At 43.4% G+C, this 23,838-nt stretch carries 15 protein-coding genes; 7 read left to right on the plus strand and 8 right to left on the minus strand.

Going from position 1 to position 23,838, the window contains the following annotated elements; translation table 11 throughout:
• Positions 1-25: 25 nt before the first annotated feature.
• Complete coding sequence (locus NBH06_RS04030) at positions 26-574, minus strand: lysophospholipid acyltransferase family protein (RefSeq protein WP_250792878.1); 549 nt, start codon at positions 572-574, stop codon at positions 26-28.
• A gap of 8 nt (positions 575-582) precedes the next feature.
• Entirely contained in the window at positions 583-864 is a 282-nt protein-coding gene (locus NBH06_RS04035) for a hypothetical protein (RefSeq protein WP_250792880.1), read from the minus strand.
• Between the two features lie 219 nt (positions 865-1,083).
• On the opposite strand from NBH06_RS04035, the gene NBH06_RS04040 reads away from it, so the two are divergent.
• The 5 genes from NBH06_RS04040 (at position 1,084) to NBH06_RS04060 (ending at position 8,878) form a co-directional block, all read left to right on the plus strand.
• Positions 1,084-2,736: a glycosyltransferase gene (locus NBH06_RS04040; protein ID WP_008861911.1), complete on the plus strand. Its 1,653-nt coding sequence runs from the start codon at positions 1,084-1,086 to the stop codon at positions 2,734-2,736.
• Positions 2,737-2,759: 23 nt separating this feature from the next.
• Complete coding sequence (gene glgP, locus NBH06_RS04045; RefSeq protein ID WP_250792883.1) at positions 2,760-5,315, plus strand: alpha-glucan family phosphorylase; 2,556 nt, start codon at positions 2,760-2,762, stop codon at positions 5,313-5,315.
• A gap of 248 nt (positions 5,316-5,563) precedes the next feature.
• The gene (prfA, locus tag NBH06_RS04050) at positions 5,564-6,676 is read left to right on the plus strand and encodes a peptide chain release factor 1 (RefSeq protein WP_008861909.1); all 1,113 of its coding nucleotides are present in this window, start codon (positions 5,564-5,566) and stop codon (positions 6,674-6,676) included.
• 12 nt (positions 6,677-6,688) lie between these two features.
• The gene (gene pyrF / locus NBH06_RS04055) at positions 6,689-7,519 is read left to right on the plus strand and encodes an orotidine-5'-phosphate decarboxylase (protein WP_195331720.1); all 831 of its coding nucleotides are present in this window, start codon (positions 6,689-6,691) and stop codon (positions 7,517-7,519) included.
• Positions 7,520-7,615: 96 nt separating this feature from the next.
• The gene (locus tag NBH06_RS04060) at positions 7,616-8,878 is read left to right on the plus strand and encodes a phosphoglycerate kinase (protein ID WP_008861907.1); all 1,263 of its coding nucleotides are present in this window, start codon (positions 7,616-7,618) and stop codon (positions 8,876-8,878) included.
• A gap of 642 nt (positions 8,879-9,520) precedes the next feature.
• Here NBH06_RS04060 and NBH06_RS04065 read toward each other — a convergent pair.
• Together NBH06_RS04065 and NBH06_RS04070 are read right to left on the minus strand one after the other, a co-directional pair.
• Positions 9,521-10,558 carry a DUF6340 family protein gene (locus NBH06_RS04065; protein WP_250792884.1) on the minus strand — a complete coding sequence of 346 codons (1,038 nt, stop codon included), beginning with the start codon at positions 10,556-10,558 and terminating at the stop codon, positions 9,521-9,523.
• 94 nt (positions 10,559-10,652) lie between these two features.
• The gene (locus tag NBH06_RS04070; protein WP_195555215.1) at positions 10,653-11,210 is read right to left on the minus strand and encodes a hypothetical protein; all 558 of its coding nucleotides are present in this window, start codon (positions 11,208-11,210) and stop codon (positions 10,653-10,655) included.
• A 163-nt stretch (positions 11,211-11,373) separates the two neighbouring features.
• Between NBH06_RS04070 and NBH06_RS04075 the strand changes: the two genes are divergently transcribed.
• The gene (locus NBH06_RS04075; protein WP_250792886.1) at positions 11,374-12,759 is read left to right on the plus strand and encodes a Gfo/Idh/MocA family protein; all 1,386 of its coding nucleotides are present in this window, start codon (positions 11,374-11,376) and stop codon (positions 12,757-12,759) included.
• Positions 12,760-12,848: 89 nt separating this feature from the next.
• Here NBH06_RS04075 and NBH06_RS04080 read toward each other — a convergent pair whose 3' ends face one another.
• The 4 genes from NBH06_RS04080 to mutA form a co-directional block, all read right to left on the minus strand.
• Positions 12,849-15,455, minus strand: coding sequence for a M6 family metalloprotease domain-containing protein (locus NBH06_RS04080; protein ID WP_250792888.1), 2,607 nt, complete (start codon positions 15,453-15,455; stop codon positions 12,849-12,851).
• A 193-nt stretch (positions 15,456-15,648) separates the two neighbouring features.
• The gene (locus tag NBH06_RS04085) at positions 15,649-18,090 is read right to left on the minus strand and encodes a phosphodiester glycosidase family protein (RefSeq protein ID WP_250792890.1); all 2,442 of its coding nucleotides are present in this window, start codon (positions 18,088-18,090) and stop codon (positions 15,649-15,651) included.
• A gap of 156 nt (positions 18,091-18,246) precedes the next feature.
• Positions 18,247-20,382, minus strand: a complete 2,136-nt coding sequence (gene scpA, locus NBH06_RS04090; RefSeq protein ID WP_008861900.1) for a methylmalonyl-CoA mutase — start codon at positions 20,380-20,382, stop codon at positions 18,247-18,249.
• A 41-nt stretch (positions 20,383-20,423) separates the two neighbouring features.
• Positions 20,424-22,295: a methylmalonyl-CoA mutase small subunit gene (gene mutA / locus NBH06_RS04095; RefSeq protein WP_250792892.1), complete on the minus strand. Its 1,872-nt coding sequence runs from the start codon at positions 22,293-22,295 to the stop codon at positions 20,424-20,426.
• Between the two features lie 342 nt (positions 22,296-22,637).
• On the opposite strand from mutA, the gene NBH06_RS04100 reads away from it, so the two are divergent.
• Positions 22,638-23,831 (plus strand): DUF3575 domain-containing protein, encoded by a 1,194-nt coding sequence (locus NBH06_RS04100; RefSeq protein ID WP_250792894.1) that lies wholly within the window; start codon positions 22,638-22,640, stop codon positions 23,829-23,831.
• The last annotated feature ends 7 nt before the right edge of the window (positions 23,832-23,838 follow it).

Raw genomic sequence — 23,838 nt, forward strand, 5'->3', positions numbered from 1 at the left:
ACGAATTCTGCCCCTTATATAAATACTACAATCCGGTAACAAAATTTTCGGGTCGTCGTGCATGAAAACTCTTATAATAAGACTTTATCATGCGCATGTCTTTTTCCACATCTCCCGTCGGCATAAAAACTTTCTTTATGCCCACCTCTTTATCTTTATAATCGATATAAGCCAATACAATAGGAACCTCGGCATCTCTCGCTATATAATAAAAGCCTTTCTTCCAATCGGCATTCGCCTTGCGGGTAGCCTCCGGGGTTATCGCTATGGAAAAACGCTTTCGAGATTTGAAAATCCCAACCAGTTGCGCCACCATATCGGTATGCCTATCCCTGCTTACAGGAACCCCGCCCATCGACTTCAAGAGACTCCCCAAAGGAGGGAAAAACCACTCTTTTTTCATCATGAATCCAGCGTAACGACCAATGGAAAGATAAGCCAATTTCCCTATAAAAAAGTCCCAATTACTGGTATGGGGAGCCACACAGATAACACACTTCGGATAATCGGGGACATCAACCTCCACCGTCCACCCGAAGAGTCTCAATATAAAAGAGCTGATTGCCCTCTTCATATTATTTATCAAGCGTTTAAAGCTGCCAAATCTTCAAAGATTCCATCTATCGCTTCATCGAAGTCGGCACGGAGCTTTCGGTAATAAACTTTTACTTTCTTGGGATCTTTATCTCCATTAGCCCCTACTCGACATAAAAAATCATCTTGGATACCAATAATCTTTCCCATCAATGCATCTACTTTTTCGGCATCAGTGCCCGGTATAAGATATTTATTACACAGACATTCCGATAACAATTCTCCGGCAACGTAATTAATCTCTTTCTTCAAAGTTCTTTTATTAGCCATAACTTTTTCTTTTTAAGTTTGTCAGACAAATATAATCCTATTTCTCGAAGTTTCCCAAAAAGATTCCCTTTTTTACCTAAGAAATATACAATCTCAATTCACTAAATATGACAAATCACCCGATTCTAAAAAATATTTTTTATCACTGAGTTACAAAATATTTGTTGTAACTTTGTTCGCTCTATTGCAAAACAATAGTATAATATTATTATAGTAATCATGGAAAAGCAACTTATACCTGATTATATATTTGAAGTAAGTTGGGAGGTTTGCAATAAAGTGGGCGGCATATATACCGTTCTTTCCACAAAAGCAAGAACGCTCCAAAAACTATATAAAGATAGAATTATTTTCATAGGACCGGATATCTGGGGAGATAAACCGTGTCCCTATTTTATCAGATCCAAAACTCTTCTGAAAGACTGGCATAAACAAGCCTCTTTACCCCAAAACATGAAAGTAAAGATAGGTCGGTGGGATATACCGGGCAGACCTATCGTCATATTAGTCGATTTCAAATCATTATATCCTTATAAAAACGATTTATATGGTGAAATGTGGAACCGGTATGGGGTAAACTCTTTACCAGCTTACGGAGACTATGACGAATCGTGTATATTCTCCTATGCGTCGGCTGTGGTTATCGAAAGTTTTTACAAGTTCATACAGGGTGAAAAATTTAAGGTCGTCGCCCATTTCGACGAATGGACCACAGGTATGGGACTACTTCACGTAAAGTACACTTTACCGCAAATCGCGACGCTTTTCACAACTCATGCGACATCTATCGGTCGTTCTATTGCAGGAAACGGAAAACCTCTATATGACTATTTAGCCGGTTACAATGGAGATCAGATGGCCGAAGAGTTGAACATGGTATCGAAACACTCCTTAGAAAAAAGTGCAGCCCACGAAGCAGATTGTTTCACAACAGTAAGCGACATTACGGCAAAAGAATGTTCTCAATTACTAGAACGAACACCCGACATTGTCACCCCGAATGGATTTGAGAGGGATTTTGTTCCGGCGGAAGAATCATACTCAACAAAACGTAACCTATCCCGTAAACGGTTATGTGATATTGTCGAAGCATTGACAGGGGAGCGACCGCAAAAAAATGCTTTCTTGATTGCCACATCGGGACGTTACGAATACAAAAACAAAGGAATAGACCTCTTTATCGATGCGGTTAAAAGAGTCTCAAAAAGTCCTGATTTAGAAAGAGAAATAGTAGCGTTTATTTTAGTCCCGGCTTGGGTGGAAGGTCCGAGAATTGACTTACAAAACAGGCTTCAATCCGCTACCTATGAGGCAACGCCCCTTCCCGCTCCCTTCATCACCCACACGCTTCACAATTACGATCAAGACAGTGTGGTTAATCAGATACATTATTTAAATTTAGATAACGAAGCTGGAAGCCGATTGAAAGTTATCTTCCTGCCGTCCTACCTCACCGGGAAAGACGGAATTGCCAACCTTTCGTACTACGATTTGTTAATAGGATTAGATGCTACGGCTTTTCCATCATATTACGAACCGTGGGGATACACACCTTTGGAAAGCATTGCGTTCGGAATACCCACGATCACTACCGATTTATCGGGATTTGGGCAATGGATAAACAGCCGAAAGGAACAGGGTTTAGAGAAATCGGGTGTAAAAGTTTTGCATCGGGGAGATTTGAATTTTGTAGAAGTATCGGAAGATTTAGCCGACTCTATCCTCGCCCTCAGCCACTGCGGGAAAGCTCAACGAGCAAAAATAGGACAAGCGGCCACGAACGTTTCACTCGAAGCCGAATGGAAACATTTTATAGAATATTATACACAAGCATTCCACTTGGCTCTGAAAAAAGCAGCATTACGAAAATAATAAACTTATAATATATTTCAATTATGAAAGTACAAGTAAGCAATACAAACACTCCTAATTGGCGGGATATAACTGTTAAATCACAAGTCCCGACAGATTTGAAATGCTTAGAAATATTAGCTAAAAACCTATGGTGGTCATGGAATAATGAAGCCATAAACCTTTTCAAATCGATCGATAAAGATTTATGGAAATCGGTTCATGAAAACCCCGTTTTATTCCTACAACGCATTGGTTACGAAAAGCTCGAAGAAATAACCAAAGACAAACAAATCATGCGCAACATTCAAGATGTGTATGACAAGTTCGAGAAATATCTACAAGTAGAAAAACGCAAAGACGTTCCTTCCATTTCTTATTTCAGTATGGAGTATGGATTGAGCCACGTTCTGAAAATCTATTCGGGAGGGTTAGGTATCTTAGCAGGAGACTACTTAAAAGAAGCAAGTGACAGTAATATCGATATGACAGCCGTAGGATTCCTATACCGATACGGATATTTCACTCAAACTCTGTCAATGGACGGGCAGCAAATCGCCAACTATGAAGCCCAGAATTTCAATCAACTACCCATCGAGCAATTAACCGAACAAGACGGCAAACCGATGGTTCTCGAAGTTCCCTACCCGGGACGAATCGTCTATGCCCACATTTGGAGAGTAAATGTCGGTCGAATCAAATTATACCTGCTCGACACCGACCTCGATACGAATAGCGAATGGGATCGTCCTATCACTTACCAGCTCTACGGCGGCGACTGGGAAAACCGCATGAAACAAGAATATTTGCTAGGAATCGGCGGTATCTTAATGTTGAATAAATTGGGAATCAAAACCGACCTATACCATTGTAACGAGGGCCATGCGGCATTACTGAATGTACAGAGATTGGTAGACTACGTACAAAACGACCACTTAAAATTCAACGAAGCACTCGAAGTAGTACGGTCGTCTTCTCTTTATACCGTACACACCCCTGTTCCCGCAGGTCATGACTATTTCGATGAATCTCTTTTCGGGAAATACATGGGAGAATTTCCGGCCAAATTAGGGATAGAGTGGAAAGACCTGATGAATATGGGACGAGAAAATCCCGATACAAACGAAAAATTCTCAATGAGTGTATTCGCTTGCAATTCTTGTCAAGAAGTAAACGGGGTAAGCTGGTTGCACGGTAAAGTTTCACAGAAAATGTTCCAGCCCATTTGGAAAGGATATAGCCCCGACGAATTGCATGTCGGATATGTCACCAACGGTGTACACATGCCCACGTGGGCTGCTTCGGAATGGAAAGAATTCTATGTTAAGACTTTCGGTCCCGAATTCATGTCCCATCAATCCGATCCCAAAATGTGGGAAAAGATTTACGAAGTGGACGACGAAATCATCTGGAACATCAGACAAACTTTAAAAAATAAATTCGTTAAATTCGTCAAAGACGATTTTCGTGAAACTTGGTTGAAGAATCAAGGAGACCCTTCCCGTATTGTTTCGGTCCTCGAAAAAATCAATCCGAACGCTTTACTGATCGGTTTTGCTCGTCGTTTCGCCACTTATAAAAGAGCACACCTGTTATTCACAGACCTTGAACGACTCTCAAAAATAGTCAACAACCCCAATTATCCGGTACAATTTATCTTCTCGGGGAAAGCTCACCCCGCCGACGGAGCCGGACAGGGTTTAATAAAAAGAATTGTGGAAATCTCCCGTATGCCCGAATTCCTCGGTAAAATTATTTTCCTCGAAAATTACGACATGAAAGTCGCCAAACGGCTTATTTCCGGTGTCGATATTTGGTTAAATACCCCTACCCGTCCATTGGAAGCCTCCGGTACATCGGGCGAGAAAGCCGAAATGAACGGAGTACTCAACTTCTCCGTATTAGACGGCTGGTGGTACGAAGGATACAAAGAAGGAGCCGGCTGGGCACTTACCGATAAAAGAACTTTCCAAGACCAAAGCCAACAAGATCAACTCGATGCGGCGACAATCTATTCCATGCTCGAAAATCAAATAGTACCCCTCTATTTCGCAAAAAACAGCAAAGGATATTCCCCGGAATGGATACAATACATCAAGAATTCCATCGCGAAGATTGCACCGGAGTTCACGATGGAACGCATGCTGCACGATTATATCGACCGGTTCTATCTGAAAGAAGGCAAACGTACCCGATTACTAAAAGCCGACCAATTCGCCAAAGCCAAAGAAATCGCAGCTTGGAAAGAAGAATTTGTATCCAAATGGAACGATATCGAGATCTGTTCCGTATCCATACCCGACGGATTGCTTTATAATCCGCACGTAGGTGAAGAATACGAAATGTCTGTCGTTTTGGATAATAAAGGACTGGGCAACTGTTTGGGTGTAGAACTAGTCATAGCCAATGTAGAAGAAGGTAACACCGAGCCATACAAGACACTCGAAATGGAACCGGTTCAAACCGATGGAACGAAAGTAACTTATAAAATACAATACCAACTTAACGATTCAGGGGTCTTCCGCTATTCATTCCGAATGTATCCCAAAAATCCAGACCTGCCACATCGTCAAGATTTGGCCTACGTCCGTTGGTTTTAGTCTATAAAAATAGCCGAGAAAGATACTCGGCTATTTTTATAGTTAAACCACGTTAAGCAAGGATAAACATCAAACATTATATAGATAAGTATGTTTAATACCTAAACTACTACTCTGTATGTGGGGTGGCTCGGCACAGACTTGGTTCCAAAAACTATCGTTCTATGCCGAGCCATCTTTTTCAATCCTTCTGTTAAAATAAATCGGGCGAAATTTCTTATCTTTGCCCAAAAGCAAAAATAGGCCGAATGAGCGAACAGACTACACTATTGGAAAAGTTGGAAGGACTGCTTATCCGATTCGAAGAAATAGGAACTTTGATTACCGACCCTGCCGTTATCGGCGATATGAAAAGGTTTGTAAAACTCACCAAAGAATATCGTGACCTCGAAAAAATATCGGAGGCAGCCAAACGATACAAACAAATACTTAACGGAATAGAAGAATCTCGCCGATTACTCGAAACCGAAAACGATCCCGAAATGAGGGATATGGCAAAGGAGGAACTCGATTCTTGCACGTCACAATTGCCGCAACTCGAAGAAGAAATAAAATTACTGTTGGTTCCTGCCGACCCCGAAGATAGCAAAAATGCCATCGTAGAAATACGGGGAGGAACAGGTGGAGACGAAGCAGCCATTTTCGCGGGAGACTTATTCCGCATGTATGCTAAATATTGCGAAACCAAAGGTTGGAAAGCCGAAGTCAGCAGTTACAGCGAGGGAGCGTCCGGCGGATACAAAGAAATCATTTTCACAGTATCGGGCGATAATGTATACGGCACACTCAAATATGAATCGGGAGTACACCGAGTACAAAGAGTCCCTGCCACCGAGACACAAGGCCGCGTGCACACCTCTGCGGCAACAGTGGCTGTATTGCCCGAAGCTGAAGAATTCGATGTCGAAATAAACGAAGGAGAAATAAAATGGGATACTTTCCGGTCGAGCGGAGCCGGAGGCCAAAACGTCAATAAAGTAGAATCGGGTGTACGGTTAAGATATATTTGGAAGAATCCCAACACCGGTGTCTCCGAAGAAATTCTTATCGAATGTACCGAAACCCGCGACCAACCTAAAAACAAAGAACGGGCACTCTCTCGTTTACGCTCGTTCATCTACGACAAAGAACACCAGAAATACATAGACGATATCGCCAGCAGGCGTAAAACAATGGTATCTACCGGAGACCGGTCGGCCAAAATCCGCACCTACAATTATCCTCAGGGACGTATCACCGACCATCGTATCAATTATACGATCTATAACTTACCTGCCTTCATGAATGGAGACATACAAGATTGTATAGACCATTTAATCGTGGCAGAGAATGCAGAACGATTAAAAGAGAGCGAACTATAATCCACATATGTCATGAACAAGAAACAATTGTTTGAAAATATCAAACGGAAAAAATCTTTCCTTTGCATTGGTCTGGATACCGATATGGAAAAGATACCGTCTCACTTGAAACAAGAAGAAGACCCCATTTTTGCGTTTAACAAAGCTATTATCGATGCTACGGCCGATCTCTGCGTGGCCTATAAGCCCAATCTGGCTTTTTACGAGAGCTTAGGAATGCAAGGATGGGCCGCTTTTGAAAAGACAGTAAATTATATTCGGGATAATTACCCCGACCAATTCATCATCGCCGATGCCAAACGTGGCGACATAGGAAACACATCGGAGCTATATGCTCGTAGCTTCTTCTGCCACCTCGATTTAGATGCCGTGACCGTAGCCCCCTACATGGGAGAAGACAGCGTGAAGCCCTTTCTCGGCTATCCCGACAAGTGGGTCATTCTGCTCGGACTTACTTCGAATAAAGGATCTTATGACTTCCAATTGACAGCAGACTCTTACGGCGAACGGCTATTTGAAAAAGTAATACGCACGGCTCAAAATTGGGCCTCAGACGAACAGTTGATGTTTGTCGTCGGAGCGACACAAGGAAAACTATTCGAGGACGTACGCCGTATAGCTCCGCATAATTTCCTTTTAGTTCCGGGTGTAGGAGCGCAGGGTGGAAGCCTCGAAGAAGTGGCTCGATACGGCATGAACCGCGAATGCGGTTTACTCGTCAACTCTTCCCGAAAGATCATCTATGCTGCCACAGACGAGAAATTCGCAGAAGCTGCCCGGGAAGAAGCTCTAAAAGTACAATATGAAATGGAACATCTATTGCACGCAAAGGGACTACTTTGATTTTTAGAGAAAATAGCATTTAATAGTAAAAAGATAATCGATTTTTATCTAAATTTGCCAAAGAGTAAAAGAGTTACATACTAAATATTAAACGATATGCAAACACTTGACAATTACAATTTTGCTGGTAAGAAAGCATTTGTCCGCGTAGATTTTAACGTTCCTCTCGACGAGAACTTTAATATCACCGACGACACCCGTATGGTAAAAGCACTACCTACACTGAAAAAAATATTGGCCGATGGCGGTAGCCTCATCATCGGTTCTCACTTGGGACGCCCCAAAAAAGGTCCAGAAGACAAATTCTCTTTGCGTCATATCGTTGCACATTTGAGCGAATTGCTCGGAACCGAAGTAAAATTCGTAGATGAGTGTGTTGGCGATAAAGTAAAAGCAGCCGTAGCCGCATTAAAACCCGGAGAAGTTCTTCTTCTCGAAAACTTGCGTTTCCATGCCGAAGAGGAAGGAAAGCCCAGAGGATTGGCCGAAGATGCCAGCGACGAAGAAAAAGCTGCTGCTAAAAAAGCGATCAAAGCCAGCCAAAAAGAATTTACGAAAGAACTCGCCGACTTGGCTGATGTTTATGTAAACGATGCTTTCGGTACGGCACATCGTGCCCATGCCTCTACGGCCTTGATGGCAGAATATTTCTCTCCCGAAAACAAAATGTTCGGATACCTCATGGGTAAAGAAGTTGCCGCCGTCGATAAAGTAATGAAAGAGATGGTTCGTCCTTTCACTGCTATTATGGGTGGTTCGAAAGTTTCTTCGAAAATCGATATTATCGAAAATCTATTGACCAAAGTAGATAACTTGATTATCGCCGGTGGTATGACCTATACTTTTACCAAAGCATTGGGCGGTAAAATCGGTAACTCCATCTGTGAAGACGACAAACTCGATTTAGCTCTCGAACTCATCAACAAGGCCAAAGCCAACCATGTAAATTTGGTTTTAGCAGTCGATGCCAAGATCGCCGACGATTTCTCGAACGATGCCAATACCGACTTCTGTGATGTCGATAAAATACCCGATGGTTGGGAAGGTATGGACATCGGTCCTAAATCCGAAGCTCTGTTCGCCGACGTAATCAAGAAATCGAAAACTATTCTGTGGAACGGTCCGACAGGAGTATTCGAATTCGATAACTTTACATCAGGTTCCCGTGCTGTTGCAGAAGCCATTGTAGAAGCAACTAAAAACGGAGCATTCTCTCTCGTAGGCGGGGGCGACTCTGTGGCTTGCGTAAATAAATTCGGATTGGCCGATAAAGTTTCATACGTATCGACCGGAGGTGGAGCTCTACTCGAAGCCATCGAAGGCAAAACTTTACCGGGTATAGCTGCCATACAAGGCTAACATGCCCATAAATATTTATAAAAAACGTCCAAATTTTATTTGGACGTTTTTTTATTACAAGTTAGTATGGAACTATTTGGATCTTAGTCGATAATTAACGGAGATTGTTCGTGTATATTTCCCTATATGGCTAACACAGTTCTCCGTAATGCTATGGGACACTCAGAGAAGAAAGGGATATATCCAGTATAAACAGACTGATACGATGGCGTTTTCAACCCCTTCGTCACTTTGTGACACCTCCCCTATATAGCTAACGCCACACCCCGTAATGCTACGAGGCACAGCAATAGAGGAGTTTAAAATATTAAAAGTGCTTTTTAACCCTCTCCCTCCTACCATACCCCGTAACATGGCGAGGCGTTTTGAATAACATCGAAGCAGAGACAAAAGGGATATACATCTCACCCTCTCCCCCTGCCGTACTCCGCAGCATGACGGGTCGTTTTGAATAACATCGGAGCCGAGGAGAAAGGGAGATATACACCTCACCCTCTCCCTCCTGTGTTTTGCGCAGCAAAATATAGGGGGAGTGCCCGCAGGGCGAGGGGGTTAATACAAACAAAAACTTCACTCTCAAATACATCACCTTTATTTGGTGATGAAGATGCAAGAAAATAGAGGGCTTCTCAATCTTTGTCTCTACATCTGTTTCTGCAACAAAGAATTATCAGACTTCCGTTCCATCAGTTGTCGACGATAATCCCGTAAAGCAGTTATATCAGAAGCGTTACTATCCACCCTCTTTTCAAATAAGGAAAGTGATTTATCTACCCATTCAATAGCGACTTTATAATTATCGAACAGCTCATTATACACAGCCAAATTGGCTGCTGCCATAGCTCGGGTAGTTTCATTTTTCTGTTCTTCATAAACATATTCCCACAAATAAGAAGCCTCTTTGTATTTTTTCTGCTGCCAAAAATCATAAGCATCATCCATCGCCGGATTGGTAGATGTATAAATATAACGATTGACATTGTCTACATGAGGAATAAACAATTCTCTTACCCGTGCAGAAATCTGCCTCATCGCCTCTTGAATAAACTCAGCGGTCAGAGGCAATGAACTATGAGCATCATCTGGCGTATACCCGAAAGATTGCCAATATAACGTATCCGTAACCATTTCGGAAGAAGGTTCTATCTTGTTCGGCCAATATACACGTAAATTCAAAGTCGTGGCTACCGATAAGTCTGTAACAAAGACTGTTTCTCCGGAAGAACCTAACAAAGTGTGATCCTCCATTTTTACTACCATATCGGTTTTATCGAGAGACACGACCGCTGTATTATCGGCTCCTCCCCTTACAATCGAAAGTTGATTTTCCGACAAAAGAGGATACAAACTTTTAGGCAAGGTTATAGAGTCGTCATAAAAAATTGTAATCTCAGGGAAATAATGTGCATCAGAAAGCTCTAATGCTATATATTCCGCCAAACGATAAGTCGTGCTGTCATGCGGTACGACCAACGTATATTCCCTACCCGAAATATCCTTATATTTATTCCCCTCTTTTTCGTTAGGCTCTGCCGAATTATTAACGACAGTTACCCGCACGATATCCGCCGGAAAAGTGACTTTTGCCGGTCGCCACACATCGAACGAGAGCACCGAAGCCGATCGGCATCCCGTCAGCAACACAGCAAATACCAATATACAACCCCATAACTTCTTCATATAAATCTCCTTTATGCCTTAGGTTCTATTATACAAATGTAATACTAGGCAAAGTGTTCACGAGATGAATAAAAAACATTTAAGCTATTTTAAACTATTTGCGCAATCGACGCATTAAGGCCCTCATTCCCGGCGACATATCAGTTTCACATAGAGCCTCCAATTGTTGTAACATATCTTCACCCCATTCTATCCACCGGGATAAAAATTTCAATATCGAAAAAGTCCACACTTTTTCCGATATCGTTATCTTCGGGTCAATACTCCACGAACAGACTATTTCGGCCAAATTTTCAGCAGAATGCCTATCTGGAATATACTCCTTATGTTTCAACATACTCAACATTATACGGCCATATTCTCTTCTTACCCCGTGGTGGTTGACACGACAAAAATCCGAAACGAACTTATCTTTATATCGTAAAAAACAAAGGCGGTTCGTTTCGTATATTGCAGAGATACCCCATGCTGCACGAAATGCCTCTGAACCAGATTCCCCCACAGCTATATCCATTGCTTCGGCGATACAATCCTTCTGCTGTAAAAATTCTGCAATCCGAATTTTCATATCCCTACCCGACAGAGCCGTCAAAAATGCCTTCAACTCATCGCTCCCCATACATGCCGATATTGAACAAACAAATGTAATCATTCAACTTCTCTCACACAAACAAGATCAAGAAAAACACCATTACAATCTCATAAGAAACAAATCGAAGCAATATATATACAAATCGAAAATATTAAACATATAAATTGTTTCGTATTTTTCTCTTTTATATATTTGTAGAAATTTTGAAAATCAAATCTAAATCATGAAACGCTCGGAATTTTTAAAAGTAATGGGGCTTACCGCTGTCGGTGCAGCTTTTGCGCCTTCTATTTTAGCCAACGGAAAACAGACAAACAATGTATCTCGAATCGCCACCGACATAAAAGACCTGAAAGCCAATGTAAATCGACCGATAACATTTCTTGTCCTCGGTGCAGGTAACAGAGGAAGCGTTTACGCCGGATATGCGAAAAAGTACCCCGATTGCATGAAAATAGTAGGAGTTGCCGATAAAAACCAATTGCGGCTAAAATCTATGGCCGAAGACCACGATGTCCCGGAAGAAAACAGATTTACCGATTGGAAAGAAGCCTTGAATAAAACAAAATTCGCAGATGCCGTTATCATTAGTCTACCCGACAATCTACATTATGATCCTTGTATGAAAGCGCTTTCGATGGGATATCACATCTTACTCGAAAAACCCATAGCACCTACTGAAAAAGAATGTACGGACATTCGAGATTTAGCAATCAAAAAAAATGCCATTGTAGGAGTCTGCCATGTATTACGATACGCACCCTATTTCATCGCTCTCAAACAAATCATCGATTCGGGTGACATAGGGCAACTGATTAGTATACAACATCTCGAACCCATACAATACGCACACATGGCGCATTCTTATGTAAGAGGTAACTGGCATAATTCAAAGGAAACCACCCCCATTATTTTGGCAAAATCCTGCCACGACCTAGACATTATCAGATGGCTGGTCGGCTCTCCATGCAAGTCCATTTCGGCCTACGGCTCTTTAACCTATTTCAAGCGGAAAAATATGCCGCAAGGTGCTACCGAACGTTGTTTAGATTGTCCGCATGAAAATGAATGCCCCTATTCCGCATTAGACATTTATTTGAAAAAACGAAAACATATATATGCATTCGACCTGCCCAAAGAACGCAGCCTTCAAAACGAGGCAATACGTAAAGTGATACGGACTACCGACTACGGACGCTGCGTGTTCCAAATGGACAATGACCAATGCGACCACTACGTGACCAGCATGGAATTTGAAAATGGTGTTACAGCCAATTTCTCTATGGAGGCATTCATGGCCAAAGGAGGAAGAAGGACTCAAATAATGGGTACGAAAGGAGAAATTGTAGGTGATATGACAACATTTACCGTAACCGATTTCCGCAGTGGGAAACAGCGCATATGGGATGCCAAAGTAGAAGAAGTGAAAAGTTACGTCGGACACGGGCACGGAGGCGGAGACCTGTGTTTGGTTCGCGATTTTATAAACGCTGTCGGGAACAATAACCGCGACTATCTGTCCAGCCCCATAAGTGTTTCAGTCGAAAGCCATATCATGGGATTCAAAGCCGAAGAAAGTCGGCTGAACGATCGAAAAGTAAAAATTTGAGTTCTCAAAAACTTCTACACATAGACTATAAAAAAAGACCGAAGCCCATTTACATTCGCTTCGGTCTTTTCTTTATTATATAAATATCATCATTTCACAACCACACGAGTTACCGATGTGCCACAGCGCACGACATATACACCCTTAACCGGAACCGATAACAAAGAACGCCCATTCACAGATGCCGATACGACAATCTGACCTGTCAAATTAACGACCTCGACCGGCTGTGACGTTTCACACTCGACCACAATATAACCGTTATCGGTATACACTCGATTGCGCGACTCCGGCAAATCGCAAATACCGGTAAATAAATCCACCTTCACCACATTGGAATAGTCACTTTCTTCCCCCTCTGCGGTCACAGCTTTTACTTTATAAGAATACACATACCCCGGCTCCAAATCAACGAGCTGATACGATGTATCCGTAATTCCCGTCACAATCAGAGGCCAAACATCGCTAACAGCTTGTTTAGAAGCAATCTCAGGTAAAACTTCACCGCTATATATAACGATATTATCGAGATAAGCCCTCTTTTTTCCACTGCTCGCTGTCGACATCAGCACGATTTTACTATCGGCTGTACCACCTGTAAAAGTCATCGTGTAAGTATTCATCTTACTGGTCGAGAGAATTTCGGTCGATTGAGCATTCGACTCATCTCCTTCGACATATACCTTTATCACAACACTTTTCTCTTTACTTCCATCGAACATAGAGGCATCGAACTGGACAGTAAATACTCCGTCGCAAGAAGATAAATCGATAGCCGGAGTACATACAGCTCCCCCGTTATCCGAATTACCTAGTTTCATCTTTCCTATGTTCGGGAACAAATACTTACCACTCCAACCCGAAGTTTGGAAATAACCGTCCTTCGCATTTCCGAATGTAGTCGTTCCTGCGATATTTGTAGTCTCGTCAGCCGTGCAATTCGAGAAATCCTCCGACAGTAAAATTTCGCCACCGGCCGATGGTTGTTTTCTATCGACCTGCAACGTATAGCTGGCAGCATTCTCTACCGACGACCAGTTTGCGGTAAATCCGGTTGCTGTCACATGAGTAGCGACATCGGCCACGGGAGCAAGCACTGCCGGGGTTCCTCCCATAAAGTCGAACGTAATCACACCATTATCTTGTGCGATGTTGGTTACAGGTTTTCCCAACTTCAATCCGGTATTTGTCTTTGCAGCCGGGCGACTGTCATCGGTAAAAGAGGTATTACCATTATAGGGATATAAGTCACCATCTTCATTATACTCGCTATATTTATTGTCGGCCGGCATAATGGTCATGCGCTGGCGGCTCGATTCGTTGTTAACCGTATTATAATCCCAAACGGACTGATCGTAATCGACTTTCACGATCATCAGCCCGGCTGATGCCATATATCGATCCCAACCGGTCTGTTGCCTATTTTCCAATGTAAAATATTGATCTTTATCGCTCGATACTATCTTATAGGCCTTCTTGCTATCGGCCAGATTTTCCAGTGTAACCGAAGAAGGAGCCGTCAGCTCTTCGATAGTTATCCAACCGCAAAACTCCCGCTCATATGCTGTGTACCCGACCGGAACAGAACCATCGGAATAACCGTCGCCATCGGAATCAGGGCCATTATAACAGCCATAATCCATCAAACTCCACGTGCCCATTCCATAATTCGAAGTCACACCGCTCGTATCGTAAAAATCGGGGAGTCCCAACGTATGGCTATATTCATGGCAAAATGTACCGATTCCGTCCCGAGTAGTACCACTGTTTCCCAACAGCTCGGCCGAACAAGCATAAGCATCGAGATATTTACCGTCGACCGATACTCGCTTTTGCGCACCTTGATAAATATACCAAGCATGAGGCCAAATCGCATTTTCCAAAGAACCGTCTATATCCGACGATTCTCCATACCCGGCATAAATCACATACACCAAATCGACGAATCCATCATTATCTCTGTCATATATCGTGAAATCGACCGTCGATTCAGACTTCTTACAAGCATCGATAACCATCTCATCGGGACGTACGTCTTGACCGGAATAATCATTAGCCCCATAATAAGCCATCGTATTGTCGAGAGTGATAGGCCCTACCACATCGAATGTCGGTTGAAAGAGTCCTCCCGATTGAGAAATGAAATAATCCCGAGCGCTACCGATGGCTCCCATATAATCATATCCTTCCTTATTCATCATCTCGTCGAAAGCCTGCTGTGTCCCCACCGAACTGAATTTCTTATCGCTGAACTGAACCAACAAGACCAAACCGTGCACATCGTCGCCGGCAGTAGCCTGCGTAACTCGACGAGTTATATTGTTTTGTAATTGTTGCTTCCGTAGATTACGACGACTAAAAAGTTTCTGTGAAATCTTCTTCTCGGACAGCGATGTTAAATACGCCTTATCCGAAACACTCCTCATCGACGAATCGCGGGCTATCACATTGCCCGCAACAACCAGTCCCGTTGCAGACAACTCGGCATAACGATAGAAACCATCTTCGCCACGTACTACCGGAATGCCATCGGAAGTAGACTTGTAATGATAAAATTCATCACCTACGGTTTTAACGGTTACAACGGTCCCGTCCGGTTGAGCGACCCTAACAAGGACAGGCTTGGCCGGTACGGCAAAAAGCGGAGATACACCCAATAAAATACCGGCGCACAATGAGATAAAATTTTTATTCATAGACAATCATGTTTATAAAAGCGAATAAAGATACTAATAAAAATAAAACAAAGAAAAAAATACGGTATTCTTAATTTATGAAAAAAGTTTTGTATTCCTCCGAATGATCAAAACACTCTTAAAAAATACAGATAGCCTTCTCTCGAAAGAATCCTAAATAAAGAACCCCGAAAAATTCGGGGTTCGCTTCTCATTACCATGCAAGTTTTTCCACTACACGACCGTTTTTCGTCTGTATTCCCACCAAATATACACCCGGAGGTAATACGAACGGTAACTCTATGTCACAAACACCACAACCCACAGCCTTATCGCAGAAAGTTTCCAACAGTCTCCCGTTCATATCCGACAATGTAATAACAATATCTTCTCCTTCCGATATACCTTGTATCCTTATTACTCCCGGATCAATCTTACTTATCGAAAAATCAGATCCGCATTTTACCTCTTTTATCCCATCGGGTGCTTCATGAGGGTAATAAGCCTTCAAATCCCTAAATGAAATTTTCTGATTCGGTCCCTTTATCTGTGTCGACAAGTATATCTTCATACCATTCAACACCACCGGGAAAGCCGTTACATCTAAATCGGCAAAAGACACTGTATAGACAGAATCGCTATCGGCATCTGGATTAACGATACGGCTCCAAGAACCAGTAGAACAAGAAAATTCATAAGAAATATTATTGATTAAAGCGCTCCAATTTTTCACCTGTATCGAAATCGAATCGGGTAACCCGAAGAAACGTATCGGCTTATCCAACATAATATTAGGAGCACGCCCGGTGGATAAATCGAACAACAGAGTAGTACCGTCACTCCAACCCACAGGAAGGACAGACGAATCGAAACGAATGTCAGTTATAGCAGAACTACCGGTTACAGAAAAAGAAGCTCCATCAGAAAAATGTTCATGCACCTTCTCTCCCACTCCAATTTCAACAATAACCGGTAACTGAATTTCTACATCTCCATATTTCCCTTGCAACACAGTTCGCCCGTTCGTGACACCTCTCACGACACCGTCCACTACATCACAACAATCCGTTCCCACAGATTGCCAGTCAAAAATAGCAGGATTTACCATATATTTCTTTCCGTCCGATTCGGTCTCGATCTCTATCGGATATTCTCTAATATCGTCGATACAAAGACTATCGGCACATAATTTAACCGACTTGCCGGCATTACCCATAACGACCCGTATTTTACATGCAGAGTCACCTTTCCGAGCCGTAATCGTTCCTAACATAGAAACAGCTCCCGCACAAAACTCGCCACGACTATTCACATATCCCAATTCCTCCGGTTCGCACGAATAAGTAACATCTTTAAAATCATCGTCGATAATCTCGCCATAACGGTTATGAGCCAATACCCTCAAAGGAACCACCGACAAAGGTATAGCCTGCACAGAAGGTTTAGAAAAAGAAACGAAAGAAAACGTACTGTCGACCGGAGCTAACGAAATACCTTGAAACGAATCCATCACAGCCCTCTCTTTTCCATCGGTAGGGGTATTTACCACTTCGTCACAAACAACCATAGTAGCCGATCCCCCACCGTCAAAATTAACGACATTCCAAGCTCCTTGCTCTACTAAATAATAAGCATTCTCAACCATAGAGGCCTTGTCGGCGGTAATGATAAACAATCTTTTCCCGTCTTTCGTTATCCCCACCAATGTACAAGGATAGTCTTGAAACTCACGTCCGGGAGTAACAAAATCGTTGTACTCTTTATCGTGAAGTTCTCCGTTCAATATCACGCTCGGCCAACCATGCAACGCTTGTACAACGTTTTGTGCCGGTGGAACGGATATGCCGGAATTGGGAAACGTCGTATTCACAAACCGCTGGTCGATATAAACGACATCACCTACTTTTACTTTATCCTCGAACTGCTCCGACGCATGGTTTCTCATAAACAAAATATGACTTTTTCCATCGGGTTGTATAGGGGTATGCTCCATAGCCTCCACTCGACAAGGAGTCGAGTTACCGTTAATAATCCATTCCCCTTGCGGCGTTATTTTCACATATAAACCGTCTTCCGTAAGAGTAAGACTGCTATACGTATTGAACAATACGCAATTTCTGTATGATTGTATTCCGTATGCCGACTCGTTCACATTGTCGATCGTTATTTCTGTTTGGTCTGGACAAATTACCTTTGCCGAATATTTAGGAGGGAAAACCTCTGCCACCTTATCTTTGCTAATAGACATGACAGAACGACCATAATCGCCGTAATGACTGACAACTTCTCCGTTACGGACATTGATCCCCGCAGCCGTAGTCTGCCCCGTATAATGAAATAAATCGTGATTTACCCCGAAAAACGCCCGGTGTCCTTCATAAGAGTTACTCTTACACTGCGATGACGTTGTCTCCCGTGAGGCATCCGGAGTCTTCCCGTTAGACGGATATACCTCTACCGCATTATATTCGTTATTCAAATCCAATGTAATTTGATGTAACTGTATCGGCTTTTGTGTAAACTCGATATGAGTATACACAGCTCCGGGACCTATCGGATAATGACTTATCGTATCGGGAATACCCCACTGCGGCTTCTCGGCCTGAATGCCCAAACTAAGCAATAAGAAACTAAAAGGGAACAAATAATTTTTCATATATATCAAGATTAAGAAATAAATCGGTTCTGCAAATTAATATATTTTTCAAATCATAGACAATTATTTTTAAACATTTTTATAACAATATATTATTATCAAAAAAGCCCGGCAGTTTATTACTGCCGGGCTTCAACACATTATCCTTTTCCAAAATTACTCATCGAGAAGAATTTCGAGTATCTGGCACGCAGCTTTGGCTACCGAAGTACCCGGGCCAAAGATAGCGGCTACACCGGCTTTGTAAAGGAAGTCATAATCCTGTGCGGGAATAACTCCACCGGCAATTACCACAATATCCTCGCGACCCAATTTCTTCAACTCTTCGATTACCTGAGGAACCAAAGTCTTATGTCCGGCAGCCAAAGAAGAAACGCCCAACACATGTACGTCGTTTTCGACAGCCTGACGCGCAGCTTCCGCCGGAGTTTGGAACAAAGGTCCCATATCCACGTCAAAGCCACAATCGGCATATCCGGTAGCTACCACTTTGGCCCCACGGTCATGACCGTCTTGTCCCATCTTCGCTATCATGATACGAGGTTGGCGACCTTCCTTTTTAGCGAATTTTTCGCACAATTCCGTTGCCCGAACGAAATCGGCATCCTTTTTAGTCTCTGATGAATACACGCCTGATATAGTTCTGATTACTGCTTTATAACGACCTACGACAACTTCGCAAGCATCGGAAATCTCTCCCAACGTAGCGCGAACCTTAGCGGCTTTGACAGCCAAGTCGAGCAAATTACCCTTCTTCGTCTTCACACATTCGGTAATCGCATCAAGAGCCGCTTTAACCGCGGCTTCGTCGCGATGAGCTTTCAAATCTTGCAGACGCTCGATTTGCTCTTTACGCACAGCCGTATTATCGACTTCGAGAATATCGATGGGAGCCTCTTTTTCAAGACGGTATTTGTTTACACCCACGATCGTCTGTTTACCCGAGTCGATACGTGCCTGCGTACGGGCGGCAGCCTCTTCGATACGAAGTTTCGGGAGTCCGGTTTCGATGGCCTTAGCCATACCGCCCAACTTCTCGATCTCTTGAATATGTTCCCATGCCTTATGAGCCAGCTCGTTAGTCAGAGCCTCTACATAATAAGAACCTGCCCACGGGTCGATTTCTTTTGTAATATAGGTCTCTTCTTGAATATAAATCTGAGTATTACGAGCGATACGAGCCGAAAAATCGGTTGGCAGGGCGATAGCCTCGTCGAGAGCGTTGGTGTGCAACGATTGGGTATGCCCCAAAGCAGCCCCCATAGCCTCGATACAAGTACGACCCACATTATTGAACGGATCTTGTTCGGTCAGTGACCAACCCGACGTTTGCGAGTGAGTACGCAAAGCGAGAGATTTCGGATTCTTGGGGTTGAACTGTTTTACGATCTTAGCCCACAACATACGTGCGGCACGCATCTTGGCGATCTCCATAAAGAAATTCATACCGATAGCCCAGAAGAAAGACAACCGCGGAGCGAATGCGTCGATATCCATACCGGCGTTGATTCCGGCACGCAAATATTCAAGACCGTCGGCCAGCGTATAAGCCAACTCTATATCGGCTGTCGCTCCGGCTTCCTGCATATGATATCCCGAAATGGAGATCGAGTTGAACTTCGGCATGTTTTGCGAAGTAAACTCAAAAATATCGGCGATGATACGCATCGAGAATTCAGGCGGATAAATATAGGTATTACGCACCATAAATTCTTTCAAAATATCGTTCTGAATCGTTCCGGCCATCTCTTCGAGTTTCGCGCCTTGTTCCAACCCGGCATTGATATAAAAAGCAAGGATAGGCAACACGGCTCCGTTCATCGTCATGGATACAGACATTTTGTTCAAAGGGATACCGTCGAACAAAACCTTCATATCTTCGAGCGAACAAATCGATACACCGGCCTTACCTACATCGCCTACCACACGCTCATGATCGGCATCATATCCTCTGTGTGTCGGGAGGTCGAATGCCACAGACAATCCCTTCTGTCCCGAAGCCAAGTTTCTACGATAGAAAGCATTGGACTCCTCTGCGGTCGAGAAACCTGCATACTGACGGATTGTCCACGGACGAATGGCATACATACCGCTGTACGGACCACGAAGAAACGGAGGAAGTCCGGCTACATAATTCAAGTGTTCAAGACCTTCGAGGTCTTCTTTGGTGTAAACAGGTTTGACGGGTATCAACTCCGGGGTTATCCAGTTTTCACCCTCATGGGCTACTTTCCCTGCCGAATGGGCGAAAGCATCCTTCGTAATATCTATATTCTTAAAATTAGGTCTCATTGTCTTTTTGTTTTTTCTTGTGTGATACAAATTGTCCACCTTTAAATCGAAAGTTTTTCATTAAACGATTTCAACGTATCGAGTACATTCGAACGAACGTGAATAAACTCGGTAATACCCAGAGCCTTTAATTCGTCCATACAAGCCGGAGCTCCAGCTACGACGAACAGAGCGCGACCGTCGAGTATCTTGAATGCTTCCGGAGCATATTGAGCGTACTCGTCATCGCTCGAACAAAGTACCACAATATCGGCTTTGGCGTCCAAAGCGGCATCGATTCCGGCCTGTACGGTCTCGAAACCGAGGTTGTCGACGATCTTGTATCCGGCACAAGCAAAGAAATTCGACGAGAATTGAGAACGTGCTAAACGCATGGCCAAATTCCCGATAGTCAACATGAATACCGTCGGACGTTTGCCCGAACGTTCTGTTGCCAATCGCAAAGTTTCGAAATCACTGGCTGCCCGTTTGGTATTCAACACGGGGAACTCAGGTTCGCAATGATGTCCTCCCTCGTGCTTTCCACATCCGCAACCGCACGCTTCGCCGTTAACGATTTTATCGCTGGCGACTTCATTGAAATTGGGGTATTGATTCGTTCCCAACAGAATTTCTTTCCGACGAGCCACATTCATATGGCGAGTCTCGGCCGAAGCGTTTACTTGATTTTGTACGAATCCCTCTTTCACGGCTTTGTAGAAGCCGCCCTTCTCTTCCACTTCGAGGAAAAGTTTCCAAGCCTGCTCGGCGATCGAAACCGTCAAAGTCTCCACATAATAAGAACCGGCAGCCGGGTCGGTAATACGATTCAAATGCGACTCTTCTTTCAACAATAACTGTTGGTTACGAGCGATTCTTTCCGAAAAATCATCCGGTTCCTTGTAAGCCTTGTCGAAAGGAGTCGTCGTAATGGAATCCACACCCGCCAAAGCAGCCGACATCGTCTCGGTCTGCGAACGAAGGAGATTCACATGAGCGTCGAATATAGTCTGGTTGAACTCCGAAGTCTGCGCATGAGCCTTCATTTTACAAGCACAATCGCAAGCCGGATTATATTGTTTCACAATTTGAGCCCACAACATACGGGCAGCCCGGAATTTGGCAAGCTCCATAAAATAATTGGACGATATGCCGAAATTAAATTTCACTCGTTTAGCGACTTCGTCGACCGACAGACCTTTATCTGTAAGGGCGGCCAGCCACTCATTACCCCAAGCCAAAGCAAAACCAAGCTCCTGAGAAATAAAAGATCCGGCATTGTTCAACATCACGGCATCGACAGCCAATACACGGAATCCGGGCAACTCTTTCACCGCATCGATAACCGCAACAGCCTGATCGGCATAATCGGCGAAATCACGGCCTTTGGTCAACATTCGCTTAAACGGATTGAAACGAATCGAGCCCGATACTTTTGTCAAATCGATAGAAGTCATTTTGAAATAAGCGGCCACTGTTTCGGCAAGTTTCACTGTGCTTTTCATGCAAGTAGAGAAATTCAATTCCACATTCTCCACGTCGATACCATGCAGCAAAGTTTCCAAGTTTTCTACCGAAATCAAATCTTTGGCAATCTCGAATCCCAACGATTCCACACCCTTTTTCAAAATATCCAGAGCCTTTACATTGGCTTCTTTCACATCGGTCACCTTGATATCCTGACGAACCAGCCAATTGTTGTCGGCACGAGTTCCCCGCACGTAGGGATATTCACCGGGAAGAGAATCGGTCGTACTCAAATTTGCTATGTCTTCGGCACGGTACATGGGGTTAACATTAAACCCTTCGTTAGTCCTCCATACGAGCTTTTTGTCAAAATCAGCTCCTTTAAGGTCTGCCACGACCTTTTCTTTCCATTCCTGTGTGGACACCGGAGGGAACTGGTCAAACAGTTTTTCTTTACTTTCTGCCATAGTTGTTATTAGTTAAGTTGTTTAAGCCAAACTATTTATATAAATATATAGAATATATACTATTATTCGCAAAACAAGCCGAGCATAAAATCTATATGCCCGACATCTGACAACAAAAGTAGTACAAATAGTTTGAAATAAAGAATTTTTTCTGTAATTTTTATGTATAGATACTTCTCTTATAATAAAATATTAAGAAATTCAAGGCCACCATTTTTATTACACTAAATTAACAAATCAAAAAACATTTTTTCAAACAAAGAATAATAGATTTGCAAAAATCTTTATAGTATTATATAGTCGATACATATTTATATCCATAGAAAAACAAAACTGCCCAATATGAAAAAAAGCAAACAATTATTATTGATAACAGCATTGTTGTTTATATGGGAATTACCTGTAATAGCACAACAACCGACAGACACAACTTACATATTCCGTTTCGTTCCGAACGACGACATGTTCTATGTACCGTGGAATGGAAACGACCGGTCTCTGCACCAGCTCCTAAATATTTTGGAAAAGAACAAAAAGCAGTTGCAAGCCGGGCAAATGTATATCAGCGTTTCGAGCTATGCCGCATCGGCGAACGACATACTGACCTCCGAACGCATGGCATACATTCGTAACAACAGAATAAAATCGGAACTCATCACGCAGGGAGGATTGACCGAACAGATGTTCGTCACCGACCGGGCTATCCTCTCCTCTTATGGGAAAGAAAAACTGCGCAATGTCGTTGTCGTCACCTTTCCGGCCAGCGTAGAAAAAGTAGCCGAAATTGCGGGTATAGAAGCGGCTCGACGGGTCGAAAATTACAACAAAGAGAGATCGGAAAAAGCCGAACGGGAACGTCTGGCCATAGAGCAAACTGCTCGTGAAAAAGCCGAAGCAGAACGACTGGCGAAAGAACAAGCCGAAAGAGAACACCTTGCCGCCCAAGAAAAGGCCCGCAAACAAGCGGAAACCGAAAGGCTTGCGGCTGAAAGAGACGAAAAAAAACGTGCCGAAACAGAGCGCCTCGCTGCCGAAGCCACCGCAAAAGCGAAATCCCATTCGCTCTCCTTGCGGGCAAACTTGCTCCGTTGGGGTACTCTCACCCCCGACCTCGGAGTGGAATGGCGCTTGAACCATCACGTAGGCATACTCGTGAACGGCTCCTACACTTCTTGGACGTGGAACAGCAACGACCGTCGTTATGCCTTGTGGGAAATCGCACCCGAAGCGCGCTACTACATCGGTAAAGAAAAACGAGGCTATATCGGAGCCATATACAAAGCCGGCTCGTTCAATTACAAACTATCCGAGATCGGTAAACAAGGCAATTTAATGGGCGGCGGATTAACGGGCGGATACCAATTAAAACTGAATAAGGTGCTAAACCTCGATTTCTCTCTTGCTCTCGGCTGCCTTCATGCCGATTACGACAAATATATCGTTATCGACGGCATACGGGTACGTCAGGGAAAAGAGACTAAAAACTGGTGGGGCCCCATATCTGCCGGAGTGACATTAGTATGGAATGTATTTTAATCGAAAG

Source organism: Barnesiella sp. B2-R-119, from assembly GCF_023656675.1.
GTDB lineage: Bacteria > Bacteroidota > Bacteroidia > Bacteroidales > Barnesiellaceae > Barnesiella > Barnesiella intestinihominis.

What these genes read in the sequence shown, in the direction of transcription:
- NBH06_RS04030 (WP_250792878.1), bottom strand. Translation starts at nt 574, where the DNA reads ATGAAGAGGGCAATCAGCTCTTTTATATTGAGACTCTTCGGGTGGACG.
- NBH06_RS04035 (WP_250792880.1), bottom strand. Translation starts at nt 864, where the DNA reads ATGGCTAATAAAAGAACTTTGAAGAAAGAGATTAATTACGTTGCCGGA.
- NBH06_RS04040 (WP_008861911.1), top strand. Translation starts at nt 1,084, where the DNA reads ATGGAAAAGCAACTTATACCTGATTATATATTTGAAGTAAGTTGGGAG.
- glgP (WP_250792883.1), top strand. Translation starts at nt 2,760, where the DNA reads ATGAAAGTACAAGTAAGCAATACAAACACTCCTAATTGGCGGGATATA.
- prfA (WP_008861909.1), top strand. Translation starts at nt 5,564, where the DNA reads ATGAGCGAACAGACTACACTATTGGAAAAGTTGGAAGGACTGCTTATC.
- pyrF (WP_195331720.1), top strand. Translation starts at nt 6,689, where the DNA reads ATGAACAAGAAACAATTGTTTGAAAATATCAAACGGAAAAAATCTTTC.
- NBH06_RS04060 (WP_008861907.1), top strand. Translation starts at nt 7,616, where the DNA reads ATGCAAACACTTGACAATTACAATTTTGCTGGTAAGAAAGCATTTGTC.
- NBH06_RS04065 (WP_250792884.1), bottom strand. Translation starts at nt 10,558, where the DNA reads ATGAAGAAGTTATGGGGTTGTATATTGGTATTTGCTGTGTTGCTGACG.
- NBH06_RS04070 (WP_195555215.1), bottom strand. Translation starts at nt 11,210, where the DNA reads ATGATTACATTTGTTTGTTCAATATCGGCATGTATGGGGAGCGATGAG.
- NBH06_RS04075 (WP_250792886.1), top strand. Translation starts at nt 11,374, where the DNA reads ATGAAACGCTCGGAATTTTTAAAAGTAATGGGGCTTACCGCTGTCGGT.
- NBH06_RS04080 (WP_250792888.1), bottom strand. Translation starts at nt 15,455, where the DNA reads ATGAATAAAAATTTTATCTCATTGTGCGCCGGTATTTTATTGGGTGTA.
- NBH06_RS04085 (WP_250792890.1), bottom strand. Translation starts at nt 18,090, where the DNA reads ATGAAAAATTATTTGTTCCCTTTTAGTTTCTTATTGCTTAGTTTGGGC.
- scpA (WP_008861900.1), bottom strand. Translation starts at nt 20,382, where the DNA reads ATGAGACCTAATTTTAAGAATATAGATATTACGAAGGATGCTTTCGCC.
- mutA (WP_250792892.1), bottom strand. Translation starts at nt 22,295, where the DNA reads ATGGCAGAAAGTAAAGAAAAACTGTTTGACCAGTTCCCTCCGGTGTCC.
- NBH06_RS04100 (WP_250792894.1), top strand. Translation starts at nt 22,638, where the DNA reads ATGAAAAAAAGCAAACAATTATTATTGATAACAGCATTGTTGTTTATA.